This is a genomic window from Marinobacter maroccanus (assembly GCF_002933275.1).
GTDB lineage: Bacteria > Pseudomonadota > Gammaproteobacteria > Pseudomonadales > Oleiphilaceae > Marinobacter > Marinobacter maroccanus.
Window position 1 is genome coordinate 122,645 of the sequence record NZ_PSSX01000010.1, and the last position, 17,333, is coordinate 139,977.

Annotated in this window: 17 protein-coding genes; 10 read left to right on the forward strand and 7 right to left on the reverse strand. The window is 57.5% G+C overall.

Annotated features, from left to right (window positions below):
* Positions 1-2: 2 nt before the first annotated feature.
* Positions 3-755 (reverse strand): YiiX/YebB-like N1pC/P60 family cysteine hydrolase, encoded by a 753-nt coding sequence (locus KEHDKFFH_RS12585; RefSeq protein ID WP_104322239.1) that lies wholly within the window; start codon positions 753-755, stop codon positions 3-5.
* Between the two features lie 176 nt (positions 756-931).
* Between KEHDKFFH_RS12585 and nrtS the strand changes: the two genes are divergently transcribed.
* The 3 genes from nrtS to KEHDKFFH_RS12600 all read left to right on the forward strand — a co-directional run bounded on the left by nrtS (position 932) and on the right by KEHDKFFH_RS12600 (position 2,620).
* Positions 932-1,246 carry a nitrate/nitrite transporter NrtS gene (gene nrtS / locus KEHDKFFH_RS12590; RefSeq protein ID WP_104322240.1) on the forward strand — a complete coding sequence of 105 codons (315 nt, stop codon included), beginning with the start codon at positions 932-934 and terminating at the stop codon, positions 1,244-1,246.
* Between the two features lie 83 nt (positions 1,247-1,329).
* Positions 1,330-1,689 (forward strand): glutaredoxin family protein, encoded by a 360-nt coding sequence (locus KEHDKFFH_RS12595; protein WP_104322241.1) that lies wholly within the window; start codon positions 1,330-1,332, stop codon positions 1,687-1,689.
* A complete protein-coding gene (locus tag KEHDKFFH_RS12600) occupies positions 1,682-2,620 on the forward strand; it encodes a DUF3179 domain-containing protein (protein ID WP_104322242.1) in 939 nt (312 codons plus the stop codon). Before KEHDKFFH_RS12595 ends, KEHDKFFH_RS12600 begins: the two co-directional genes overlap by 8 nt.
* A 14-nt stretch (positions 2,621-2,634) precedes the next feature.
* Here the strand turns inward: KEHDKFFH_RS12600 and KEHDKFFH_RS12605 are convergent, their stop codons facing one another.
* The 4 genes from KEHDKFFH_RS12605 to KEHDKFFH_RS12620 all read right to left on the reverse strand — a co-directional run bounded on the left by KEHDKFFH_RS12605 (position 2,635) and on the right by KEHDKFFH_RS12620 (position 6,074).
* Positions 2,635-2,895, reverse strand: coding sequence for an anti-sigma factor family protein (locus KEHDKFFH_RS12605; RefSeq protein ID WP_104322243.1), 261 nt, complete (start codon positions 2,893-2,895; stop codon positions 2,635-2,637).
* Entirely contained in the window at positions 2,889-3,509 is a 621-nt protein-coding gene (locus tag KEHDKFFH_RS12610) for an RNA polymerase sigma factor (RefSeq protein WP_104322244.1), read from the reverse strand. The genes KEHDKFFH_RS12605 and KEHDKFFH_RS12610 overlap by 7 nt, the downstream gene beginning before the upstream one ends.
* A gap of 521 nt (positions 3,510-4,030) precedes the next feature.
* The gene (locus tag KEHDKFFH_RS12615) at positions 4,031-5,224 is read right to left on the reverse strand and encodes a BaiN/RdsA family NAD(P)/FAD-dependent oxidoreductase (RefSeq protein WP_104322245.1); all 1,194 of its coding nucleotides are present in this window, start codon (positions 5,222-5,224) and stop codon (positions 4,031-4,033) included.
* A 43-nt stretch (positions 5,225-5,267) separates the two neighbouring features.
* Positions 5,268-6,074, reverse strand: coding sequence for a PhzF family phenazine biosynthesis protein (locus KEHDKFFH_RS12620; RefSeq protein ID WP_104322246.1), 807 nt, complete (start codon positions 6,072-6,074; stop codon positions 5,268-5,270).
* A gap of 240 nt (positions 6,075-6,314) precedes the next feature.
* On the opposite strand from KEHDKFFH_RS12620, the gene KEHDKFFH_RS12625 reads away from it, so the two are divergent.
* Entirely contained in the window at positions 6,315-7,730 is a 1,416-nt protein-coding gene (locus KEHDKFFH_RS12625) for an aminotransferase-like domain-containing protein (RefSeq protein ID WP_104322247.1), read from the forward strand.
* Positions 7,731-7,736: 6 nt separating this feature from the next.
* Here the strand turns inward: KEHDKFFH_RS12625 and KEHDKFFH_RS12630 are convergent, their stop codons facing one another.
* Entirely contained in the window at positions 7,737-8,393 is a 657-nt protein-coding gene (locus tag KEHDKFFH_RS12630; RefSeq protein ID WP_104322248.1) for a response regulator transcription factor, read from the reverse strand.
* On the reverse strand, positions 8,386-9,888 hold the full coding sequence (locus KEHDKFFH_RS12635) for a sensor histidine kinase (RefSeq protein ID WP_104322249.1): 1,503 nt from the start codon (positions 9,886-9,888) through the stop codon (positions 8,386-8,388). The genes KEHDKFFH_RS12630 and KEHDKFFH_RS12635 overlap by 8 nt, the downstream gene beginning before the upstream one ends.
* 152 nt (positions 9,889-10,040) lie before the next feature.
* Here KEHDKFFH_RS12635 and KEHDKFFH_RS12640 point away from each other — a divergent pair, with 152 nt between their 5' ends.
* From KEHDKFFH_RS12640 to KEHDKFFH_RS12665, 6 genes are all read left to right on the forward strand, one after another.
* Entirely contained in the window at positions 10,041-11,669 is a 1,629-nt protein-coding gene (locus tag KEHDKFFH_RS12640; protein ID WP_104322250.1) for an acyl-CoA synthetase, read from the forward strand.
* Between the two features lie 95 nt (positions 11,670-11,764).
* Positions 11,765-13,141: a solute carrier family 23 protein gene (locus KEHDKFFH_RS12645; RefSeq protein WP_104322251.1), complete on the forward strand. Its 1,377-nt coding sequence runs from the start codon at positions 11,765-11,767 to the stop codon at positions 13,139-13,141.
* A gap of 256 nt (positions 13,142-13,397) precedes the next feature.
* Entirely contained in the window at positions 13,398-14,288 is an 891-nt protein-coding gene (locus KEHDKFFH_RS12650) for a metal-dependent hydrolase (RefSeq protein ID WP_241956494.1), read from the forward strand.
* A 53-nt stretch (positions 14,289-14,341) separates the two neighbouring features.
* Positions 14,342-15,292 (forward strand): DegV family protein, encoded by a 951-nt coding sequence (locus KEHDKFFH_RS12655; protein ID WP_104322252.1) that lies wholly within the window; start codon positions 14,342-14,344, stop codon positions 15,290-15,292.
* A 139-nt stretch (positions 15,293-15,431) separates the two neighbouring features.
* Entirely contained in the window at positions 15,432-16,466 is a 1,035-nt protein-coding gene (locus tag KEHDKFFH_RS12660) for a hypothetical protein (protein WP_104322253.1), read from the forward strand.
* A gap of 56 nt (positions 16,467-16,522) precedes the next feature.
* On the forward strand, positions 16,523-17,161 hold the full coding sequence (locus KEHDKFFH_RS12665) for a LysE family translocator (RefSeq protein ID WP_104322254.1): 639 nt from the start codon (positions 16,523-16,525) through the stop codon (positions 17,159-17,161).
* Positions 17,162-17,333: the final 172 nt, after the last annotated feature.

Consider the following 17,333-nt stretch of genomic DNA (forward strand, 5'->3'; position numbering starts at 1 on the left):
GATCATTCCGCCCATTGGAATTGTCGGTAATCGAATCCCTGCTCCAGGGTGGGTTTGATCACGTCGAAATAGGGTGATGCATCAAAGTCCCGAGGGGCAAACAGGGAGTGATGCCGAATCCGGAAGTACTCCCGCCGTTGGGCATCCGAATCCGCGTCATCGTCAGAGTCAGCCAGGCGCTCCGGCAGTATCGGATACCGGATCGACTGGAAGCCCTGGGCAATAAATGTGGAACAGATGGCCCTGGTAGGGTCGCTGCTGCCCAGGGCCAGCATGGAACGACGGTAACGTGTGGGTCCCGGGGGTGTGGGGCAAAGATAGCGTGCCAGGTCCCAGACGTTTTTCAGGTCGTACTGGTGCCCGAGCCGGCTTTTTGAGTAGTTGATCAGCTTGCGAATATCCAGCTCATTGAGCCCGACGGGCCGGCAGATCCGGGTATGGAAGTTGCGGTAAAAAGACAGTGGCAGTGAACGAATACCTTCCTCAAGATCCGCCTCGACCAGAACATGTTCTTCGCCGTCTTCAGCAACACCCAGACTCGCTTCCGGTCCCAGATACAGGGCCGCATGGGACCAGGTGGACTGGGTCAGATACTTGATGGCGGTACTTACTCTCGTATTTCCCTCCACCAGAAGCACGTCCCCGGGTTTGATCGACGCCTGTATAGCTGCCCAGGTGGAGGTTCGGACTGAGTGGCATTTGATCTGTTTGGAAAGGTAGGCGGCCAGTCGCCTCGACAGCCAGTTCAGCAGCATGGTTTACCCCAATTGCGCGTCTGTTGTTATTGATAGCAGAGACAGGTAACAACAAAGAATGTTACAGGTCGATTCGACCGTATGTTAAAACACTGATCCAATTAAGGGGTGTAACAAATGAATCCAGGGGGTGTCATGATTCCACAGCTAACAGCATTCAGCGGACACAGATTCTGATGTCGTTCATACGGATTTTACGCACCCCGGCCCGCAGCTGCAGGGAGGCCTGCGAGCTTGCGGTAGGCCACGGTACGCCACGACGTGCCGCAAAGCTGGCGGCAGTTGTTGGCACGCTTCTAGTGCTCATCAATCAATGGGAGGCGGTCACCGGGGCCGCCTCCGTGGACTGGTTGAAAGTTGTGCTGACCTACTGTGTGCCCTATCTGGTGTCAACCTACACCAGTGTGAGTAAAGACCTGACGCTGCTCCGGGAGGCCGAAACAGCGGAGCAGGCGGTTCATGAAGAAGCCCGCAAAATCCAGATGCAATAAGGTTCGGTGTAACAATCCGGCTTGCTCTGTGTCTCTCGCCTTAACAGGAAGCAGGGTCTTGTCCCCTGCCTGGGGGGGTGAGCATGAAAATGCCAATCGCAAGGGCGTTTGCAGTGGCCGTTTTATTGAGCTGGAACAGTGTGTTGCTGGCCGGTGAGGTCATTGAAAAAAGCAAGGGCACGCCGGATTCCCGTGTTGTTCTGTTCTCGCAGCCATTCTGCCCGGGTTGTGAAGCGGCCAAGTATTATTTCCACGACCACCAGATCTCCTACCTGGAATTCGATATAACCGCCTCCCGGGCTGCGCGGGACACATTTGAACGACTTGGCGGACGGGGGACACCGTTTTTCCTGATTGGTGGCGAGCGATTGCACGGGTTTTCCGTACCGAGAATCGAGCAGCGACTCAGGGAGCTGGGCATCTCTGGGAGGAGCCATGAATAGATTCAACAACCCTTTGATTCTGGCAATGGCTTTGCTGCTGTTTGCCCAGCCGGCCTTAAGTCAAACAAAGAATGGGTTTGAGCTTGGTAACGCCCTGGTGCCGGTGGAAGAGATTCTTCGTGGAGGGCCGCCCCGGGACGGGATCCCATCTATAAATTACCCCGTTTTCCAGGACCCGGCGGACGCAGAACTCTGGCGTTCCGATGACCTGATGCTGACCTATGATCAAGGAGAGGTCAGTTTTGCCTACCCCATTGGTATCCTGAATTGGCATGAGATAGTGAATCATGATCTTGGAGGCACGCCGCTGCTGATCACCTTCTGCCCGTTGTGCGGCACCGGAATGGCCTTTGACCCGAGGGTAGACGGGCGTTCTCTCACCTTTGGCGTTTCGGGACTGCTCTATAACAGTGATCTACTGATGTATGACCATCAGACCGAATCCCTCTGGTCGCAGATTGATGGGCGGGCGGTTTCGGGGCCGTTGGCCGGAACGGAACTGGAACCTGTCGCCATTCGCCATGAACTCTGGCACCGCTGGCGGGAGCGCGTTGAAGGAAGCGGAAAAGTGCTTTCCGCCGATACCGGCCACCGCCGCAATTATCGAATATCGCCCTATGGCGATTACGACCACTCCGAGCGACTCTATTTCCCGGTTACCCACACCAGCCGGAAATATCATCCAAAAACCTGGGTGTTGGGCTGGTCACACAATGGCGAGAGCAAGGCCTGGCCGTTTCCGGAACTGGCTGGTCACGGTGCCGTACTTGAAGACCGTATTGGTGGGAAGGCTGTGCAGCTGCATTATGACCCGGAAGTACCATCGGCGGAATTGCGCGACGAATCAGGCAACCTTCTTCCGGCGACCCGGGCGTTCTGGTTTGCCTGGTATACCTTTCATCCGGATACCGATGTATTTGAGGCGGAATAGAAACCTCTGCAACGTTACTCTGAATCACTACCTTTGTTTTTACGGACGCTCAGCGCTTCAGCGACACGCTCGTCAATCCGGCGCAGGAATTCCTCGTCGGCCTTCCCCGAGGAGTGGGCACTCAGCAGATTACTGCTTGCTCGCAGGTTGCCAATAAACGTTCGGCAATCCTTGCATATCATCAAATGCATTTTTACGGAGAGGCTCCGCGGACCGTTCAGTTCGCCATCGATGTAGTCACTGGCGATTTCGGCCAGGTCCCTGCACATTAACATTCGCCCGTCTCCTGGAAAGTCTCCACCATGAGAAAGATCTTTTGCCTCGCACGGTGTAAAAGTACACGAAGGTTAGAGGCACTGACATCCAGAATGTTACAGACGTCATCGGATTTGTGCTGGTGAGCTTCGTAAAGCATCAGGGCAGAACGCTGGGTTTCCGGCAGTGCAGAGAGGTGTTTGTCCAGGCAATCGCTGAGGGCGCCATTTTCCATCAGCCTGTCCGCGGAATCATGGAATTGCAGCTTGGGTGGCAGATCCCAGCGTCCTTTAGAATTGAAGCGGTTAGCCAGTTCAGGCTCCAGAGTCTCGGAGAAGTCCGTTGCGATTTCCCGATTGGCAGTACGAAGCCGGTTCTTGCAGCGATTGGCGACGATGCGGTGCAGCCAGGTTTTCAGACCGGATCGGCCCTCGAATTTCTGGACAGCATCAATAACCGTTACCCAGCAATCCTGGACTATTTCTTCAGCGCTAGAGTGGTCCAGGTAAAATCGGGCAACGGCAAGCATGCCGGGTGAGAACTCGCGTACCGCCTTTTGATAAGCGGTTGAATCTCCCTGTTTAAGGTCCTCGATCAGTGACGCTTCAGACTCCGGTTGGACCGTGTTATTCATGGGCTTTCCGTCCATAGCAAGTCTCGAGTGGTTAAGTCTTGTCAATGTAGTGTTTCGAACTCTATAAAAGTTCCTGCGTTTTTTAGCAATTGCTCAAAAATATTAATTCAAGGCGGGGGTAACATCCAACCGGAAACCATCTTTTGAGTGAAGTGATCTAATGATTCTAAGATCTTTAAAGGCATGGATACGAATCACAGTAAGCGGCTACTGCTTCTTAAGATCGAACTACCCGAATACGGGCGACCAATTATCCGATCATGCTGGCGAGCGTAGGCATGGGTCGGTGTATGTTGGTTAATCATCTGGGTTTCGTGGACCTTATCATCATTATCTTGGATTTGCCCCGACACAAGGGGCATACACGACCCTTAAAGCGAGCCCGCTGGGCTTGGGTCTGAATGTCCGCTTTGCGACCGTAGTATGCTGTCATATTGGGGAACGAGATACCTTAGTTCGATCGCCGCTTGCGATGAGAGGTTAGAGTCCTAAATTTGGCTTGACTGAGATTTTCGACGCATTCAGGCATGCTGTCCAGCTGCTACTCCAGAAGCCCACGCCCACTGGAAATTGTGGCCGCCAAGGTGTCCGGTGACATCCACCACCTCACCAATAAAGTAGAGGTTTTGCCGTTCGAGCACCGCCATGGTTTTGGAGGAGAGCTGGCGCGTGTCTACGCCACCGAGGGTGACCTCCGCTGTCCGATAGCCTTCGGTGCCAGACGGTTTAATTGACCACTGGCCCAGAATGTCTGCCACCTGCTCAATATCGCTGTTCTTGTAGCCCTGCAAAGGACCGGTCCAGCCCTGCAGTTCGTTGAAGGCCTGGGCAAACCGTTTTGGCAGGTGCTGGCTCAGGTAGTTTGCAATGGTCGATTGCGGGCGGGTTTTCCGGAGGTTCAGCAGGTCATCCTTGATGCGACAGGCCGGCAGCAGATTGATGGCCAGGCTGTCACCCGGCTCCCAGAAACTGGAGATCTGGAGCATCGCCGGGCCACTGAGTCCTCGATGAGTGACCAGCATCGGTTCCCGGAAGTGCTGGTCATGGCATTGCACGTCAACGGGACAACTGACACCGGACAAAGGTGCGAGCTGCTCTTTCAGCTCCGGCTGCAGGGTAAAGGGCACCAGGCCCGCGCGGGTGGGAAGTATGTCCAGCCCGAACTGATCGGCCACGCGGTAACCAAAGGCGGTTGCGCCCATGGTGGGAATCGACAGGCCACCGGTGGCGATCACCAGGGATTCACAGGTCAGATCGCCGGAGCCGACGCGCAGGCGATAGCCCGAGTCGGTCTCGGTAATGCGGTCGACCGCTGTCTTCATTCTCACTTCCGCCCCTGCCCACTCGCATTCGGTCAGCAGCATGTTGAGGATTTCCTTGGCGCTGTCCTTGCAGAACAGTTGGCCGGGGGCTTTTTCCTCATGCTCAATGCCGTGGCGGTCTACAAGTTCCATAAAATCCTGGGGCGTGTAGCGCTTGAGCGCAGAAATGCAGTAGTGCGGGTTGTCCGACAGGAAGTTGGCGGGCGTGCTGTTCAGGTTGGTGAAGTTGCAACGCCCGCCGCCGGACATGAGGATTTTCTTGCCGGGTTTGTTGGCGTGATCCAGCACCAGCACACGGCGACCCCGATACCCGGCGGTTGCTGCACACATCAGGCCCGCTGCGCCGGCGCCGATGATGATTACGTCGTACTGTGATGCTGAACCTGCCGTCATGGTACCCGCCATAGGAAAGAAAACGGCGGGCAGTATACCAGTCTCAGGGCAGGTAGACGGAGCCTTCCATGTAGAAGGCAGCCTGGCCGGCGATGTCGACCCGATCCCCCTTCAACTCGCAGCGCAGCACACCGCCCCTTGCTGAAACCTGCCGGGCGTCGAGCCGTGTCTTGCCCAGTTTTTCAGACCAGTAGGGCACCAGCACGCTGTGAATGGAACCGGTAACCGGGTCTTCATCGATACCGGCGCCCGGAGCAAAATAGCGGCTGACGAAATCGCAGTCTTTGCCTAGGGCGGTGATGATCAGCCCCTGGTTGCCCAACTGCTTGAGTTTGCGCAGATCCGGTTGGGCAGACCGCACAGCGTCCTCGTCCTTCAGAACCACCATGTAATTGGTATCGTTTGGTACAAAAAACGCCGTATCAGGTGCGCTCTCCAGGGCTTCCCGAATCAGTGTTGGCGTGGCTTGCTCCTCGAACGCCAAATTTGGGAAATCCAGTACCAGCCAGCCATCATCCGCCTGCCGGACGGAGAGCGGGCCACTTTTGGAGCGTAAACGGATTTGCGCCTTGTCCCAGCCAAGCTTGTTGAAGATAACCCAGGCGCTGGCAAGAGTGGCGTGGCCACACAGTGGCACCTCTGTGCCCGGCGTAAACCAGCGGATATGGAAATCGGCTTCCTCGTCGTCCGGAAGCGACACGAAAAAGGCCGTTTCCGAGAGGTTGTTCTCCATGGCAAGCGAGAGCATGACATTGTCCGGCAGCCATTGCTCCAGGGGCATGACCGCGGCCGGGTTGCCCCCGAAAATCTTGCTGGTAAAAGCATCAATCTGGTAGAGAGGCTGTGTCATGGTCTTTTCTCCTTTGGATTGTATCGCCTGATTTGTAAGCACCTTCCGATGTTCAGCTTATTGTAGGAAATGAACTGACTGCCATAACAGATTCAGATAATCTTATTTTGAACCGGTACAGAGTGTGGTTTCTGGAATCTGTGCCGGTCAGATTCGGCTGTATCTGTACTGCATGGAGAGGCGCAGTGTCTGGTGCAATAGCGTGGTGACTCCGGAGGTACCAGTGACGAGGGACGGGCAATGGGCATTCTTTACAATCAGGTGGCGGATCAGCTCCAGGAGTTAATCCGGGACGGTGTGTACCGCGACGGTGATCGATTACCGGGCGTGCGAATGCTGAGCCGGCAGTTCGGCGTGAGTATTTCAACCATCCTGCAGGCGCACCAGACTCTCGAAGCACGGGGGTTTCTGCAGGCCCGGGAGCGCAGTGGCTACTTCGTGAGGCTGCCGACCGTGGATGCACCTGAGCCAGTGATGCGCCGGCATCGCAGTCGTCCGGTACCGGTCAGCGCCCGGGAAATGACCCTGGACCTGTGCGCCGACGAGCAGAAGCGCATGGTGCCTCTGGCTACGGCGATTCCCCATCCGGATTACCTGCCGCTCCGGCAGATCCAGCACAGCACGCTCTGGGCTGCACGCCGGGGCCTGGAAACCCTGGACTATGCCTTTCCGGGCAAAGAATCGTTCCGGCGGCAGATCGCCCAGCGGATGGCGACCCTCGGGGTACCGATAACCCCGGATGACGTGCTCGCCACCAACGGTGCCCAGGAGGCCATCATCCTGGCGCTACGTGCCGTGACCCAGCCCGGTGACATTGTGGCGGTGGAATCACCGTCGTTCCCCGGCATTCTTCAGGCCCTGGAAGTGGTCGGGCTGAAGGTCATTGAAATTCCTACCCATCCTTCCGAGGGCCTGAGCCTCGAAGGCTTGCAGCTGGCCCTGGAACAGTGGCCCCTGAAAGCCTGTGTGGTGGTGACCAATCACAGCAATCCCATGGGCGCGCAAATGTCCGACGAGCGCAAGAAACAGCTGGTGTCCATGCTGGCGGCGGCTGCTGTTCCTCTGATTGAGGACGATATTTATGGGGATCTGCACCACTCCGGGGACCGGCCGCGACCGGCCAAGGCCTTTGACCGGGCCGATAATGTGATTTACTGCAGCTCCTTCTCGAAGACTATCTCGCCGGGCTTGCGTCTGGGCTGGATGGTGCCGGGGCGTCATATGGCCAGCGCCCGGCAGCACAAGTATTTCGTCAACCTGGCCACGTCTTCGATTCCCCAGATGGCGGTGGCGCATTTTCTGGAGCAGGGCGGTTACGATCGCTATCTGCGGTCAGCACGTCAGCACTATCGCGAGTCCACCGAGCGTATGCGTACAGCCGTGGCCCGGGCATTCCCGGAAGGTACCGCTGTGAGTCGACCCCAGGGCGGGTTCGTTCTCTGGGTGCAGTTGCCGGATGGCGTTTCCGGCACGGAGGTTTACCACAGGGCCAGGGCGGAGGACATCAACGTGGCGCCGGGGCTGATGTTTTCCACGGCCAATAAATACGAAAATTGCCTGAGACTGAACAGCGCCAATCCCTGGAGTGAGCGTATAGAGCAGGCTGTGGGCAGGCTGGGGGTGTTGGCTCACGATGTTCACGCTGCGGCGGGTTAGGGCCGTTCAGCTCTTTTCCCCACGGAGGTCCAGCGGGTCGAGCAGCCCGGCGGCGATGGCCGTGCCGGTAACATCCGGCAGGCGATCGGCGCCCAGGCGCTTCATCACCCGGGCCCGGTACAGATCAATCGTCTTCACGCTGACATCCAGTTGCTCGGCGATTTCCCGGCTGGTGTAGCCTTGGGCCAGTGGGAGAAAAACATCCCGTTCGCGCCGGGTGAGGGTGGTCAGCAGGGCTTCGGTTGCCTCATCACCCTGCAGCTGTGTACCGGATTGCTGGTGTTCCTGAAGGGCCTGTTGAACGCTGTCCAGCAGCAACTGCTCGTTGAAAGGCTTCTCGATAAAATCAAAAGCGCCGGATTTGAACGCCCTGACCACGATGGGCACATCGGCATGGCCAGAGACAAAGATGATGGGCAGCTCCAGCCCTCGCTTCTGAAGCTCCTCCTGAACGTTCAGGCCACCGAGCCCCGGCATCCTCACATCCAGAACCACGCAGCCGGCTTTGCCGTTGCCAACGGCGTCCAGGAATTTCCGGCCATCGCTGTAGGCCTCCACGTTCAGGCCCACGGATTCCAGCAACCATTGGGTGGATTCCAGCATGCCGGCGTCGTCGTCAACAACATAGACGGTGGTGACTTCCGGGGCAGAGTGGTCAGTCATCGGGCTGGTTCTCCGTGGTTGCGGTTTTGTGCTTCTGGTTCTGGCTGGCCGGGAATCGACAGATCAGGGACAGGCCACCGGTTGCGGCGGGGCGGGCATCCAGAAAGCCGCCAAAGCCTTCAATGATCGATCGGCTCATGGACAGGCCAAGGCCCAGTCCCTGGGGCTTGCTGGTGTAGAACGGCTGGAACATCTGGCGGATACCCTGCTCATCCAGGCCCGGGCCTTCATCAGTGACTTCAATCAGGGTTTCGTTCTGGTCATTGATGCAGGTGGTTATCACGATCTGTGCAGGTGCGCCCCGGGTTTCTTCGCCACGGGCTTCGATCGTGGCTTCAATGCCGTTGCGGATCAGATTGATCAGTACCTGTTCCAGCAGCACCGGATCGGCGGTGATGACGGGCGGACAGCAGGCCAGTCGCTCACGGATCTGGACATTGTTCTTCTCGGCCTCCCACTGACACAGTCGGGCGACGTTGCTTACGACATCGTTAAGCGCGATTGGCGCGGTGCGCTTCTGGCCTTTGCGTAAAAAGGCTCGCAAGCGTTTGATGACCTCCGAGGCCCGGTTGGCATGGTGAACAATCTTCTGAAGGCCATCGTCCACGCGGTCCAGGCATTCAGGGTTGGTTCGGGCACCTTTCAGGTAGCGCTGGCTGGCGCTGGCGAAGTTCACGATGGTGGCCAGTGGCTGGTTCATCTCGTGGGCAATGCTGGAGGCAAGCTCCCCGAGAGTGGCGAGCCTGGCGGTATGGGCAAGTTCGTCGGCCAGCCTGCGGCTGTTCTCCTCAGATTCCACCCGGGCGGTGATATCCCGGGATACGCTGATGACCTCAATCACGGCGCCGGTGTATGTCTCCCGGATAGCTCGGCTGGCAATCTCGAACCAGCGGCGGGATCCGTCCCGGTGGATGATTTCCAGGGTCATGGTGGCGTAGCCATCATCCCGCAGAAGGTTGCGGGTTTCCGCCAGTTTCTGGGCTACATGGTTGCCGCGAAAGACCTCTTCGAGCGGTTTGCCACGCAATTCTTCCGGCCAGTAGCCCAGCAGTCGCCATGACGCGGGTGTGGCATCGATAAAGCGCCCGTCCGGAGCGTGGCGGGAGATCAGGTCGGTGGTATTCTCGGTGATCAGCCGGTACAGGCGGTTGGAGCGGGTTGCCTCTTCCTGGGTCAGAACCTCATCTGTGGCGTCTCTCGCTCGTGCCAGAACCCTGCCGCTCTGGGCATCAGGGACGAACGTCCACATCAGGATGGTTCCCGGAATACGGGCTTCGACATTCTCTATTGCCCGGTCCTGTTCCAGTGCAGACTTCACGAGTGCCAGAACATTTACCGGCAGCAGCCCGGACCGGGAGGCGAGGTTCGCCGTCTGATACAGATTCCGGCTTGCGCGGTTGCCCTCAAGAACGGCGCCATCAGCATCCAGGATCAATCCGGGTTGCGGGTCGGCGTCGTGCAAACTAAATACACTTGAAGGGGGAATGTCGTTCATGGCTTATTAATATAGTAAATTAACTATAATACGTTGGTATAATTTCTAGTATTTATTCTATTCAATACTATTCTGGCCAGTCCGAAGTATAGCTAGTTTAGCGATATTCCTGAATACGCCATAAGAACAACAGCACTGAAGAGGACCACGCAATGACCTCGATATTTGATCAGGGCCTGGCGCCCGTTGACGCCAACTACGCCGTTCAATCTCCCGTCGATTTTATCGAACGTACCGCTACTGTTTACCCCGAGTACCCCGCGGTTATTCACGGGGCGATCCGCTACACGTGGGCGCAGACCTACGAGCGTTGTCGCCGTCTGGCCTCTGCCCTCAAGGGGCGCGGCATCGGACGTGGTGACACCGTCGCCGTTATGCTGCCGAATATTCCTGCCATGGTGGAGGCCCACTTCGGGGTTCCCATGATCGGTGCGGTGCTCAATACCCTGAACGTTCGCCTGGACGCCGAGGCCATTGCCTTCATGCTGGAACACGGTGAAGCCAAGGTTGTGATTGCCGACCGTGAATTCGGTGAGGTAATCAAGGACGCCGTCAGCCGGCTGGACACCAAGCCACTGGTGATTGATGTGGACGATCCCGAGTACGGCGAGGGCGTTCAGGTCAGCGATCTGGATTATGAGGCCTTTCTGCAGGAAGGGGATCCGGCGTTCCAGTGGAGCTTCCCCGACAACGAGTGGGATGCCATTTCCCTGAACTACACATCTGGCACTACCGGCAATCCGAAAGGCGTGGTCTATCACCACCGTGGCGCTTACATCAATGCCATCGGCAACCAGGCGGTGTGGTCCATGGACATGCACCCGGTGTACCTGTGGACCTTGCCGATGTTCCACTGCAACGGCTGGTGTTTCCCCTGGACCATCACCGCCATGGCGGGCACCCATGTATGCCTGCGCCGGGTTGACCCGGAGAAGATCCTGCAGCTAATCCGCGACCATCAGGTTACCCACATGTGCGGCGCACCGATTGTTCTCAACGCGCTGCTGAACGTGCCGGAATCTGCCAAGGCGGGTATAGATCACGAGGTGAAATCCATGACAGCCGGTGCTGCTCCCCCCGCCCAGGTTATCGGTGCCATCGAAGAGATGGGTATCCAGGTGACTCACGTTTACGGCCTGACCGAAGTCTATGGTCCGGTGACGGTTTGCGCGTGGAAGACCGAGTGGGATTCGCTGCCACTGCACGATCGCGCCCGCAAGAAGGCTCGCCAGGGCGTTCGCTATCACACTCTGGCGGGCACCATGGTTGGCGACCCGAACACCATGGAACCGGTGCCCAAAGACGGCAAGACCATCGGTGAAATCTTCCTGCGCGGCAACACCGTGATGAAGGGGTACCTGAAGAACCCGAAGGCCACCGAAGAGGCCTTCCGGGGCGGCTGGTTCCACACCGGTGACCTGGCGGTGTGGCACGAAGACGGCTACATGGAGATCAAGGACCGGCTGAAGGACATCATTATCTCCGGCGGTGAAAACATTTCCACCATTGAGGTTGAGGATACCCTGTACCGCCATCCGGCTGTACTCGAGGCGGCTGTGGTTGCCCGGCCAGACGAAAAGTGGGGCGAAACCCCCTGTGCCTTCGTGACCCTCAAACCGGAAGCAGGGCAGGTCAGCGAGGAAGACATTATCAACTTCTGTCGCGAGCACCTGGCCCGGTTCAAGGTACCCAAGACCATCGTCTTCTCGGAGCTGCCCAAAACCTCCACGGGCAAGATCCAGAAGTTCGTGCTGAGGGACCAGGCCAAAGAACTGGACTGATCCCCCGATCGGCTGCGCCGCTCTGGCGCAGCCGACTTTAACCAGAAAAACAACGCTGTCAGGCACACGCGCCGCGTGAGCCCGGAGACCTTTTTATGCAAATGTTTCACCGAAAGAACGGGGAAGAGCAGCCGTATTGGCCGGCTGGCCCTTTCAAGGTTCGTCTGCCGTTTGTCCATTACCGCTGGGAATTCGCGGAGATGGTGCAGGCCCTGATCATGTTCGTGGTCAGTCTGGCTATGATTCCCCTTCTTGAGAAATATCTGGGTGTGCCCTACGACGTAGCTCTGGCCTACGTGGTGATCTGCGGTATCGGTTTCATGCTGCCGGCGTTGCTGGGTGTGCCCCTGGTGCCCGGCTGGATTACCCCGGGTATTCCGGTTGTCCTGCTGTTCCTGAGTGACTACGAGCCCGGCCCGGAAGCGATTCAGGCTCTGTTCGCCCTGCAGTTCCTTGTATTCATTATCTTCCTGGTTCTGGGCATTACCCGCCTGGGGAGCAAGTTGGTGGAGCTGATTCCCCGTTCCATGAAAGGCGGGATCATCATCGGCGCCGGTATCGCGGCCCTGATGGGTGAGATCGAAGCGGGCGGCCGCCTGGCGAACACGCCAATCTCCCTGATCATTGGCGGTCTGGTGTGCCTGTACCTGATGTTCTCGGTATCTTTCAAAGGCTTTGTGGAAAGCAATTCCATCGCCCGCAAGATTGCCAACTACGGCATGGTGCCGGGTATGGTGGTTGCCATTCTTGTTGGCTTTGCCACTGGCGAATACGACGTGCCCAATGTGGAGTGGGGCATCACCAAGCCAGCGTTTGATGAGCTGTGGAACTACCTGCCGTTCGCGGTCGGTTTCCCGGATGCCAACGTCTTCCTGTACGCCATTCCCACGGCCGTGATCGCCTATGTTATTGCCTTCGGCGATATCGTAGTCGGCCAGTCACTGATGAATCGCGTTGATCATTTGCGCAAAGACGAAGACATTGATAACAGCATCGATCGGGTGCACCTGGTAACCGCGATTCGCAACGGTGGCCACGCCTTCTTCGCGCCTTACCCGGGGCTGGCGGGCCCGATCTGGACGGCCGTTACAGCCACCATGGCCGAGCGTTACAAGTACGGCCGCAACGCCATGGACTCCATCTACAGTGGCGGCGGTACCTTCTGGATTACCGGTTTCATTGCCCTGTTCGTTCTGCCGCTGGTGAGCTTCTTCCAGCCGGTGCTGCCGATTGCCCTCTCGCTGACCCTGCTTCTGACCGGCTATATCTGTCTGATGGTGGGTCTGGAGCAGCTGGAGAACAATACTGAGCGTGGCATTGCCGGCACCATGGGTGTGGTTCTGGCGGTGTATGGTGCCGGCTGGGGCCTGGCCACTGGCGCCGTACTCTATTTCCTGATTGAACGTACCAGATTGCTTGGCTTTACCGCCGACCCGGAAGCGCCGGGCGCGAAAGCCGCAGAAGAGCACTAAACCTGCGCCTTCCGGATCTGCACCGGAAGGCGCTGACCCCCTGTGTGTCCTTGGGAGGCTTCGTGCCTCCCTTTTTTCTGCCTGCCTTTTCCCTCGAAATCCGGCCGTTGACAGAATGTCATTTCGTGACAATTTGTCCAATTTTTCCTGAGGAAGTATTCCTTCCGCGTGGTTTCCGGGTTTAAACTGCTTGCACTGATGAATTTTTGTCCGCTGTTCACTACTGATAACAACACTACAAAAACAGGAGGCAGTCATGACCATCAGCTCCACGCCTGAGGGGGTGTCCGTTGAGCCGAGGCATCTCCGGTTCGATATCAGTGAAGATCTGAAAACGCTCTGGCACGGTAACGACGCCTTCCGGACCGCGTTTTTCAACGCGCTTTCCCTGCAGTTCCCTGACGGCGAACAGCAGTTTATAAATGCCGTGAGACTCTATCGGGACCAGATTGAGGATCCCAAGCTGAAAGCGGAGATTCGTGGCTTTATTGGCCAGGAAGCCCTGCACAGCCGCGAGCACAGGAGCTACAACGAAGCTCTGAAGGCGCGGGGCTATGATATCGATGCCCTAGACCGGCGGTTCGAGAAGCATATGGAGTGGGTGGGCAAACTGCCGCCGAGCCGCCAACTGGCGGGCACTTGTGGTGCCGAGCATTACACGGCTGTTCTGGCCAATGCCATCCTGAGTCACCCCGAGTGGATGGAGGGGGCCACACCGGCCATGGCTAAGCTCTGGCGCTGGCATGCCATCGAGGAAACCGAACACAAATCCGTTGCCTTTGATGTTTACCGGGAATGTGTCGGCAACGAACGGCTGCGCCGGATCGTCTTCCTGTTTGTCACCTGGAACTTCTTCAAGTACACCTTCCTGAACACCTGTAGCCTGCTGAAGGCTGATGGCAAGCTCTGGAGTCTTCGCACCTGGATTGGCGGCCTGAATTTCCTGTGGGGAAAACCCGGGGTACTGCGCAAGTGTCTGCCGGAATTCCTGGCCTATTTCCGCAAAGGCTTTCATCCCTGGCAGCAGGATAATCGTGAGTTGCTCGAACGGAATCTTCGGGAGCTGGATATGACATCCAGTGCAGGATCGATCAGGTTTGCTGAAATTCTGATCGCGGTGTGTAAAACTGTGCGGCATAAAGAATAACGACAATAAAGGGGGCTTCCGGTCGAGAAGCTTCCCGGAGCTGGAGGCCCACCATGCGAGTTGGTTTGATCGTCGATTCTGCGTGCGACTTACCTTATGATTTCAGCCGCAAGCACGACCTGTTCATCCTCCCGGTAACCGCTGTAATTGACGGCCAGACCTACATAGACGAACACGACCCGGTACGGACCCAGGAGTTCTACCAGAGTGGCCTGCTGCAGAAAGGCCATCAGACGGAAACCCGTGCCTTCTCCGCCGAACAGATCCACGATCTGTTCATGGAAAAAATCGTTACCCAGTTTGATGTCGCTATCTGCGAGACCGTCACAAAAACCCGAAGTCTGATTTTCCAGAATGCCACCGAAGCCATGAATAGTGTCCTGGCAAATTACGAGGGGGCGCGTCACGCCGCCGGTCGCGATGGCCGGTTTTTTATGCGGGTGATCGACAGCAAGCAGATCTTCGCCGGCCAGGGCTTGCTGGCAGCGCATACCCTGAAGCTGATCGATCAGAAGGTCTCCAAGAATGCCCTGCGCCATGAGGTAGAAACCTTCAGCGACAAGATCTACACCTGCGTGATTCCGCGGGACCTGCACTACATCCGTGAGCGGGCTAGGCGTCGTGGTGACAAGAGCGTGTCGGCGCTCGTGGCCTTTCTTGGCAAAGCACTGAATATTACCCCGGTGATCTTCGGGCAGGGGGCTGAAGGCCAGCCAGCGGCCAAAACCCGCAGCTTTGATGTGGCGGTGGAAAAGGTGATGAATTATGCCACTGCCCGCGTGGAGGCCGGACTCCTGACCCCCTATGTCAGTCTCTCCTGTGGCCTGACCTGGACCGAGATTGAGGATTTGCCGGGTCTCAACCGCCTGCGGGACGCCTGCGAAAGTAACGGAGTGGAACTTCTGCTATCCCAGATGGGAATTACCAGCAGTATCTATGTTGGCCCTGGCAGTCTGTGCCTGGCCCTGGCCGCGGAACCCCACAGCTTCAGCGATTTTCAGTAAGCCCGCCACAGACCTCGCGGCTGAACCGGACTGGCCCGGCCGCACCCCTTCACCTGTAGTTTTGGCAAACCTGCCAGCCTGAACTTCATGTTAGCCTCTGGCCAATGTGTTTCACCTTAACAACAGGACAACTGACGCCATGACCAAAGGCAAAACGGATCTCCCCAACCAGCTGCTGGAACAGCACGTGAAGCATGAACTGGCTTCGCTCAAGGGCGCAAAGCTACGCAAGTTTCTGGAACAGGAACTGGATGAGCTGTGGCGTTATGCCGGTGAGATAACCCTGAACCGGATCACTTCGGAAGAGCAGGTGATGGGCGTCATCCAGCGCATCGTTATGGATATGGAGCTGGATGCCGGCATTCCGGAGCTGGCCGCGGAAATGGCGACCGAAGTGCTCAATGCCGATGTGCAGTCGCAGACTACCCTGGGTGAGATTATCACCCGTGAACAGGCCACCGGCTTTCTGGAGGAAGCACTGGAACTCCGGCAGCAGCGGGAGCGGGTGATCAGCGAAATTATGGCGCACCCGGTATATCAGGAACTGGTGTCCAATGTGGTTTACCACGGCCTGGTGAACTACCTCTACGAGGATAACCTGATCACCAAGTCTGTACCGGGCGTGGGTTCGATGATGAAGTTCGGCAAGCGTATGGCCAACAGAGCCGTGCCGGGGCTGGATGAAACCTTTGAGCGGCGCCTTAAGGCCTGGCTGTCTGACAGTCTGCCCGGATTGATCAGCCGTAGTGAGCAGTTCCTGCACAGCGCCCTGTCTGACGAGGAACTGCGGGACAGCGTGATGGCCGCCTGGGTGTCCCTGGAAGACCGTACCATTGCCGAGTTGCACGACGGCCTCGGAGATGTGCAGCTGCAGGAGTTTGTGGTGCTGGGCTATGAGTTCTGGCTGCAGTTTCGCAAGACCGGATACTTCGAGAGCTGTGCCCGGGCGGTGGTTTCCCACCTGTTCGACAAATATGGCGAACGCCCGCTCGCAGACCTGCTCGGCGATATGGGGGTAAGCCGTGAGGTTGTCATGGCGGAGATTGATGCCTACGCAATTCCGGTTATAGACGTATTGCGCGAGGAGGGCTATGTTGAGGCCCTGATTCGCCGGCGGCTGGCACCGTTTTATAAATCCTCCGCGGCGCGCAAGATTCTCCAGCAGGAGGCCTGACTTTTCAATTGCGGGTCCGGGCCCCTGAGGCGTTCCGTTGAAGAGTTTGAGAGGGGATCATTTTGATATCGGATCTGTTCTGGGCCTATCTCGTCGCCATTACCCTGCTCACCATCACACCGGGTGTTGATACTCTGCTGGTGATGCGCAATACCGGCCGGGGTGGTTTGCGGGATGGTTGTGTCACCAGCGTTGGCATCTGCAGCGGCCTGTTCATTCATGCCACGCTCTCGGCTCTGGGCATTTCTCTTCTGTTGGTGGAAACCGCCTGGGCTTTCTCCGCCCTGAAATGGGCGGGCGCCTGCTACCTGGTGTGGTTGGGCATCGGTTCATTGCGCCAGGCCCTTCGCCGTGGCGACGCCCCCGAGGTAAAAGAGGAAAAGGTTGCTCGCCGGAGGGTCGCCATGGTGGCGTCGTTCCGTGAGGGGCTGTTATCCAATGTTTTGAATCCGAAAACCGCGCTGTTCTATATGGCGCTGCTGCCACAGTTTGTAGATCCAGCCGGTAACGCCTTTCAGCAGTCTCTGATGTTGGCAGGCGTGCATTTTCTGCTGGCCATGCTCTGGCAGTGCGGCCTGGCCTGGGTGGTGGTCACCTTCCGGAGTCTTGGCGTGAACGCGCGGATGAAGCGTCTGCTGAACGGCCTGACAGGTGGGTTTTTTGTGGCCATGGGCGCCAAGCTGGCCAGTACCTGATTGTTTCTGATGTTCTTCGCACAAAGAAAAAGGGAAGCCGCAGCTTCCCTCAGACTGCTGACAAACCCTCGCCATTAAGGCGGGGGTTTGTTGTAATTGGGGCATCGACTTTTCAGAGGCTGCCCCATGCTCAAAGAGCCGTCCCCGCAACAACACGAACTCGAGATGGTCA

Coding starts and splice junctions, on each gene's coding strand:
- KEHDKFFH_RS12620 (WP_104322246.1), bottom strand. CDS start 6,074: ATGACACAGCCTCTCTACCAGATTGATGCTTTTACCAGCAAGATTTTC.
- nrtS (WP_104322240.1), top strand. CDS start 932: ATGTCGTTCATACGGATTTTACGCACCCCGGCCCGCAGCTGCAGGGAG.
- KEHDKFFH_RS12600 (WP_104322242.1), top strand. CDS start 1,682: ATGAATAGATTCAACAACCCTTTGATTCTGGCAATGGCTTTGCTGCTG.
- KEHDKFFH_RS12585 (WP_104322239.1), bottom strand. CDS start 755: ATGCTGCTGAACTGGCTGTCGAGGCGACTGGCCGCCTACCTTTCCAAA.
- KEHDKFFH_RS12610 (WP_104322244.1), bottom strand. CDS start 3,509: ATGAATAACACGGTCCAACCGGAGTCTGAAGCGTCACTGATCGAGGAC.
- KEHDKFFH_RS12645 (WP_104322251.1), top strand. CDS start 11,765: ATGCAAATGTTTCACCGAAAGAACGGGGAAGAGCAGCCGTATTGGCCG.
- KEHDKFFH_RS12660 (WP_104322253.1), top strand. CDS start 15,432: ATGACCAAAGGCAAAACGGATCTCCCCAACCAGCTGCTGGAACAGCAC.
- KEHDKFFH_RS12630 (WP_104322248.1), bottom strand. CDS start 8,393: ATGACTGACCACTCTGCCCCGGAAGTCACCACCGTCTATGTTGTTGAC.
- KEHDKFFH_RS12625 (WP_104322247.1), top strand. CDS start 6,315: ATGGGCATTCTTTACAATCAGGTGGCGGATCAGCTCCAGGAGTTAATC.
- KEHDKFFH_RS12655 (WP_104322252.1), top strand. CDS start 14,342: ATGCGAGTTGGTTTGATCGTCGATTCTGCGTGCGACTTACCTTATGAT.
- KEHDKFFH_RS12615 (WP_104322245.1), bottom strand. CDS start 5,224: ATGACGGCAGGTTCAGCATCACAGTACGACGTAATCATCATCGGCGCC.
- KEHDKFFH_RS12605 (WP_104322243.1), bottom strand. CDS start 2,895: ATGTTAATGTGCAGGGACCTGGCCGAAATCGCCAGTGACTACATCGAT.
- KEHDKFFH_RS12635 (WP_104322249.1), bottom strand. CDS start 9,888: ATGAACGACATTCCCCCTTCAAGTGTATTTAGTTTGCACGACGCCGAC.
- KEHDKFFH_RS12650 (WP_241956494.1), top strand. CDS start 13,398: ATGACCATCAGCTCCACGCCTGAGGGGGTGTCCGTTGAGCCGAGGCAT.
- KEHDKFFH_RS12640 (WP_104322250.1), top strand. CDS start 10,041: ATGACCTCGATATTTGATCAGGGCCTGGCGCCCGTTGACGCCAACTAC.
- KEHDKFFH_RS12595 (WP_104322241.1), top strand. CDS start 1,330: ATGAAAATGCCAATCGCAAGGGCGTTTGCAGTGGCCGTTTTATTGAGC.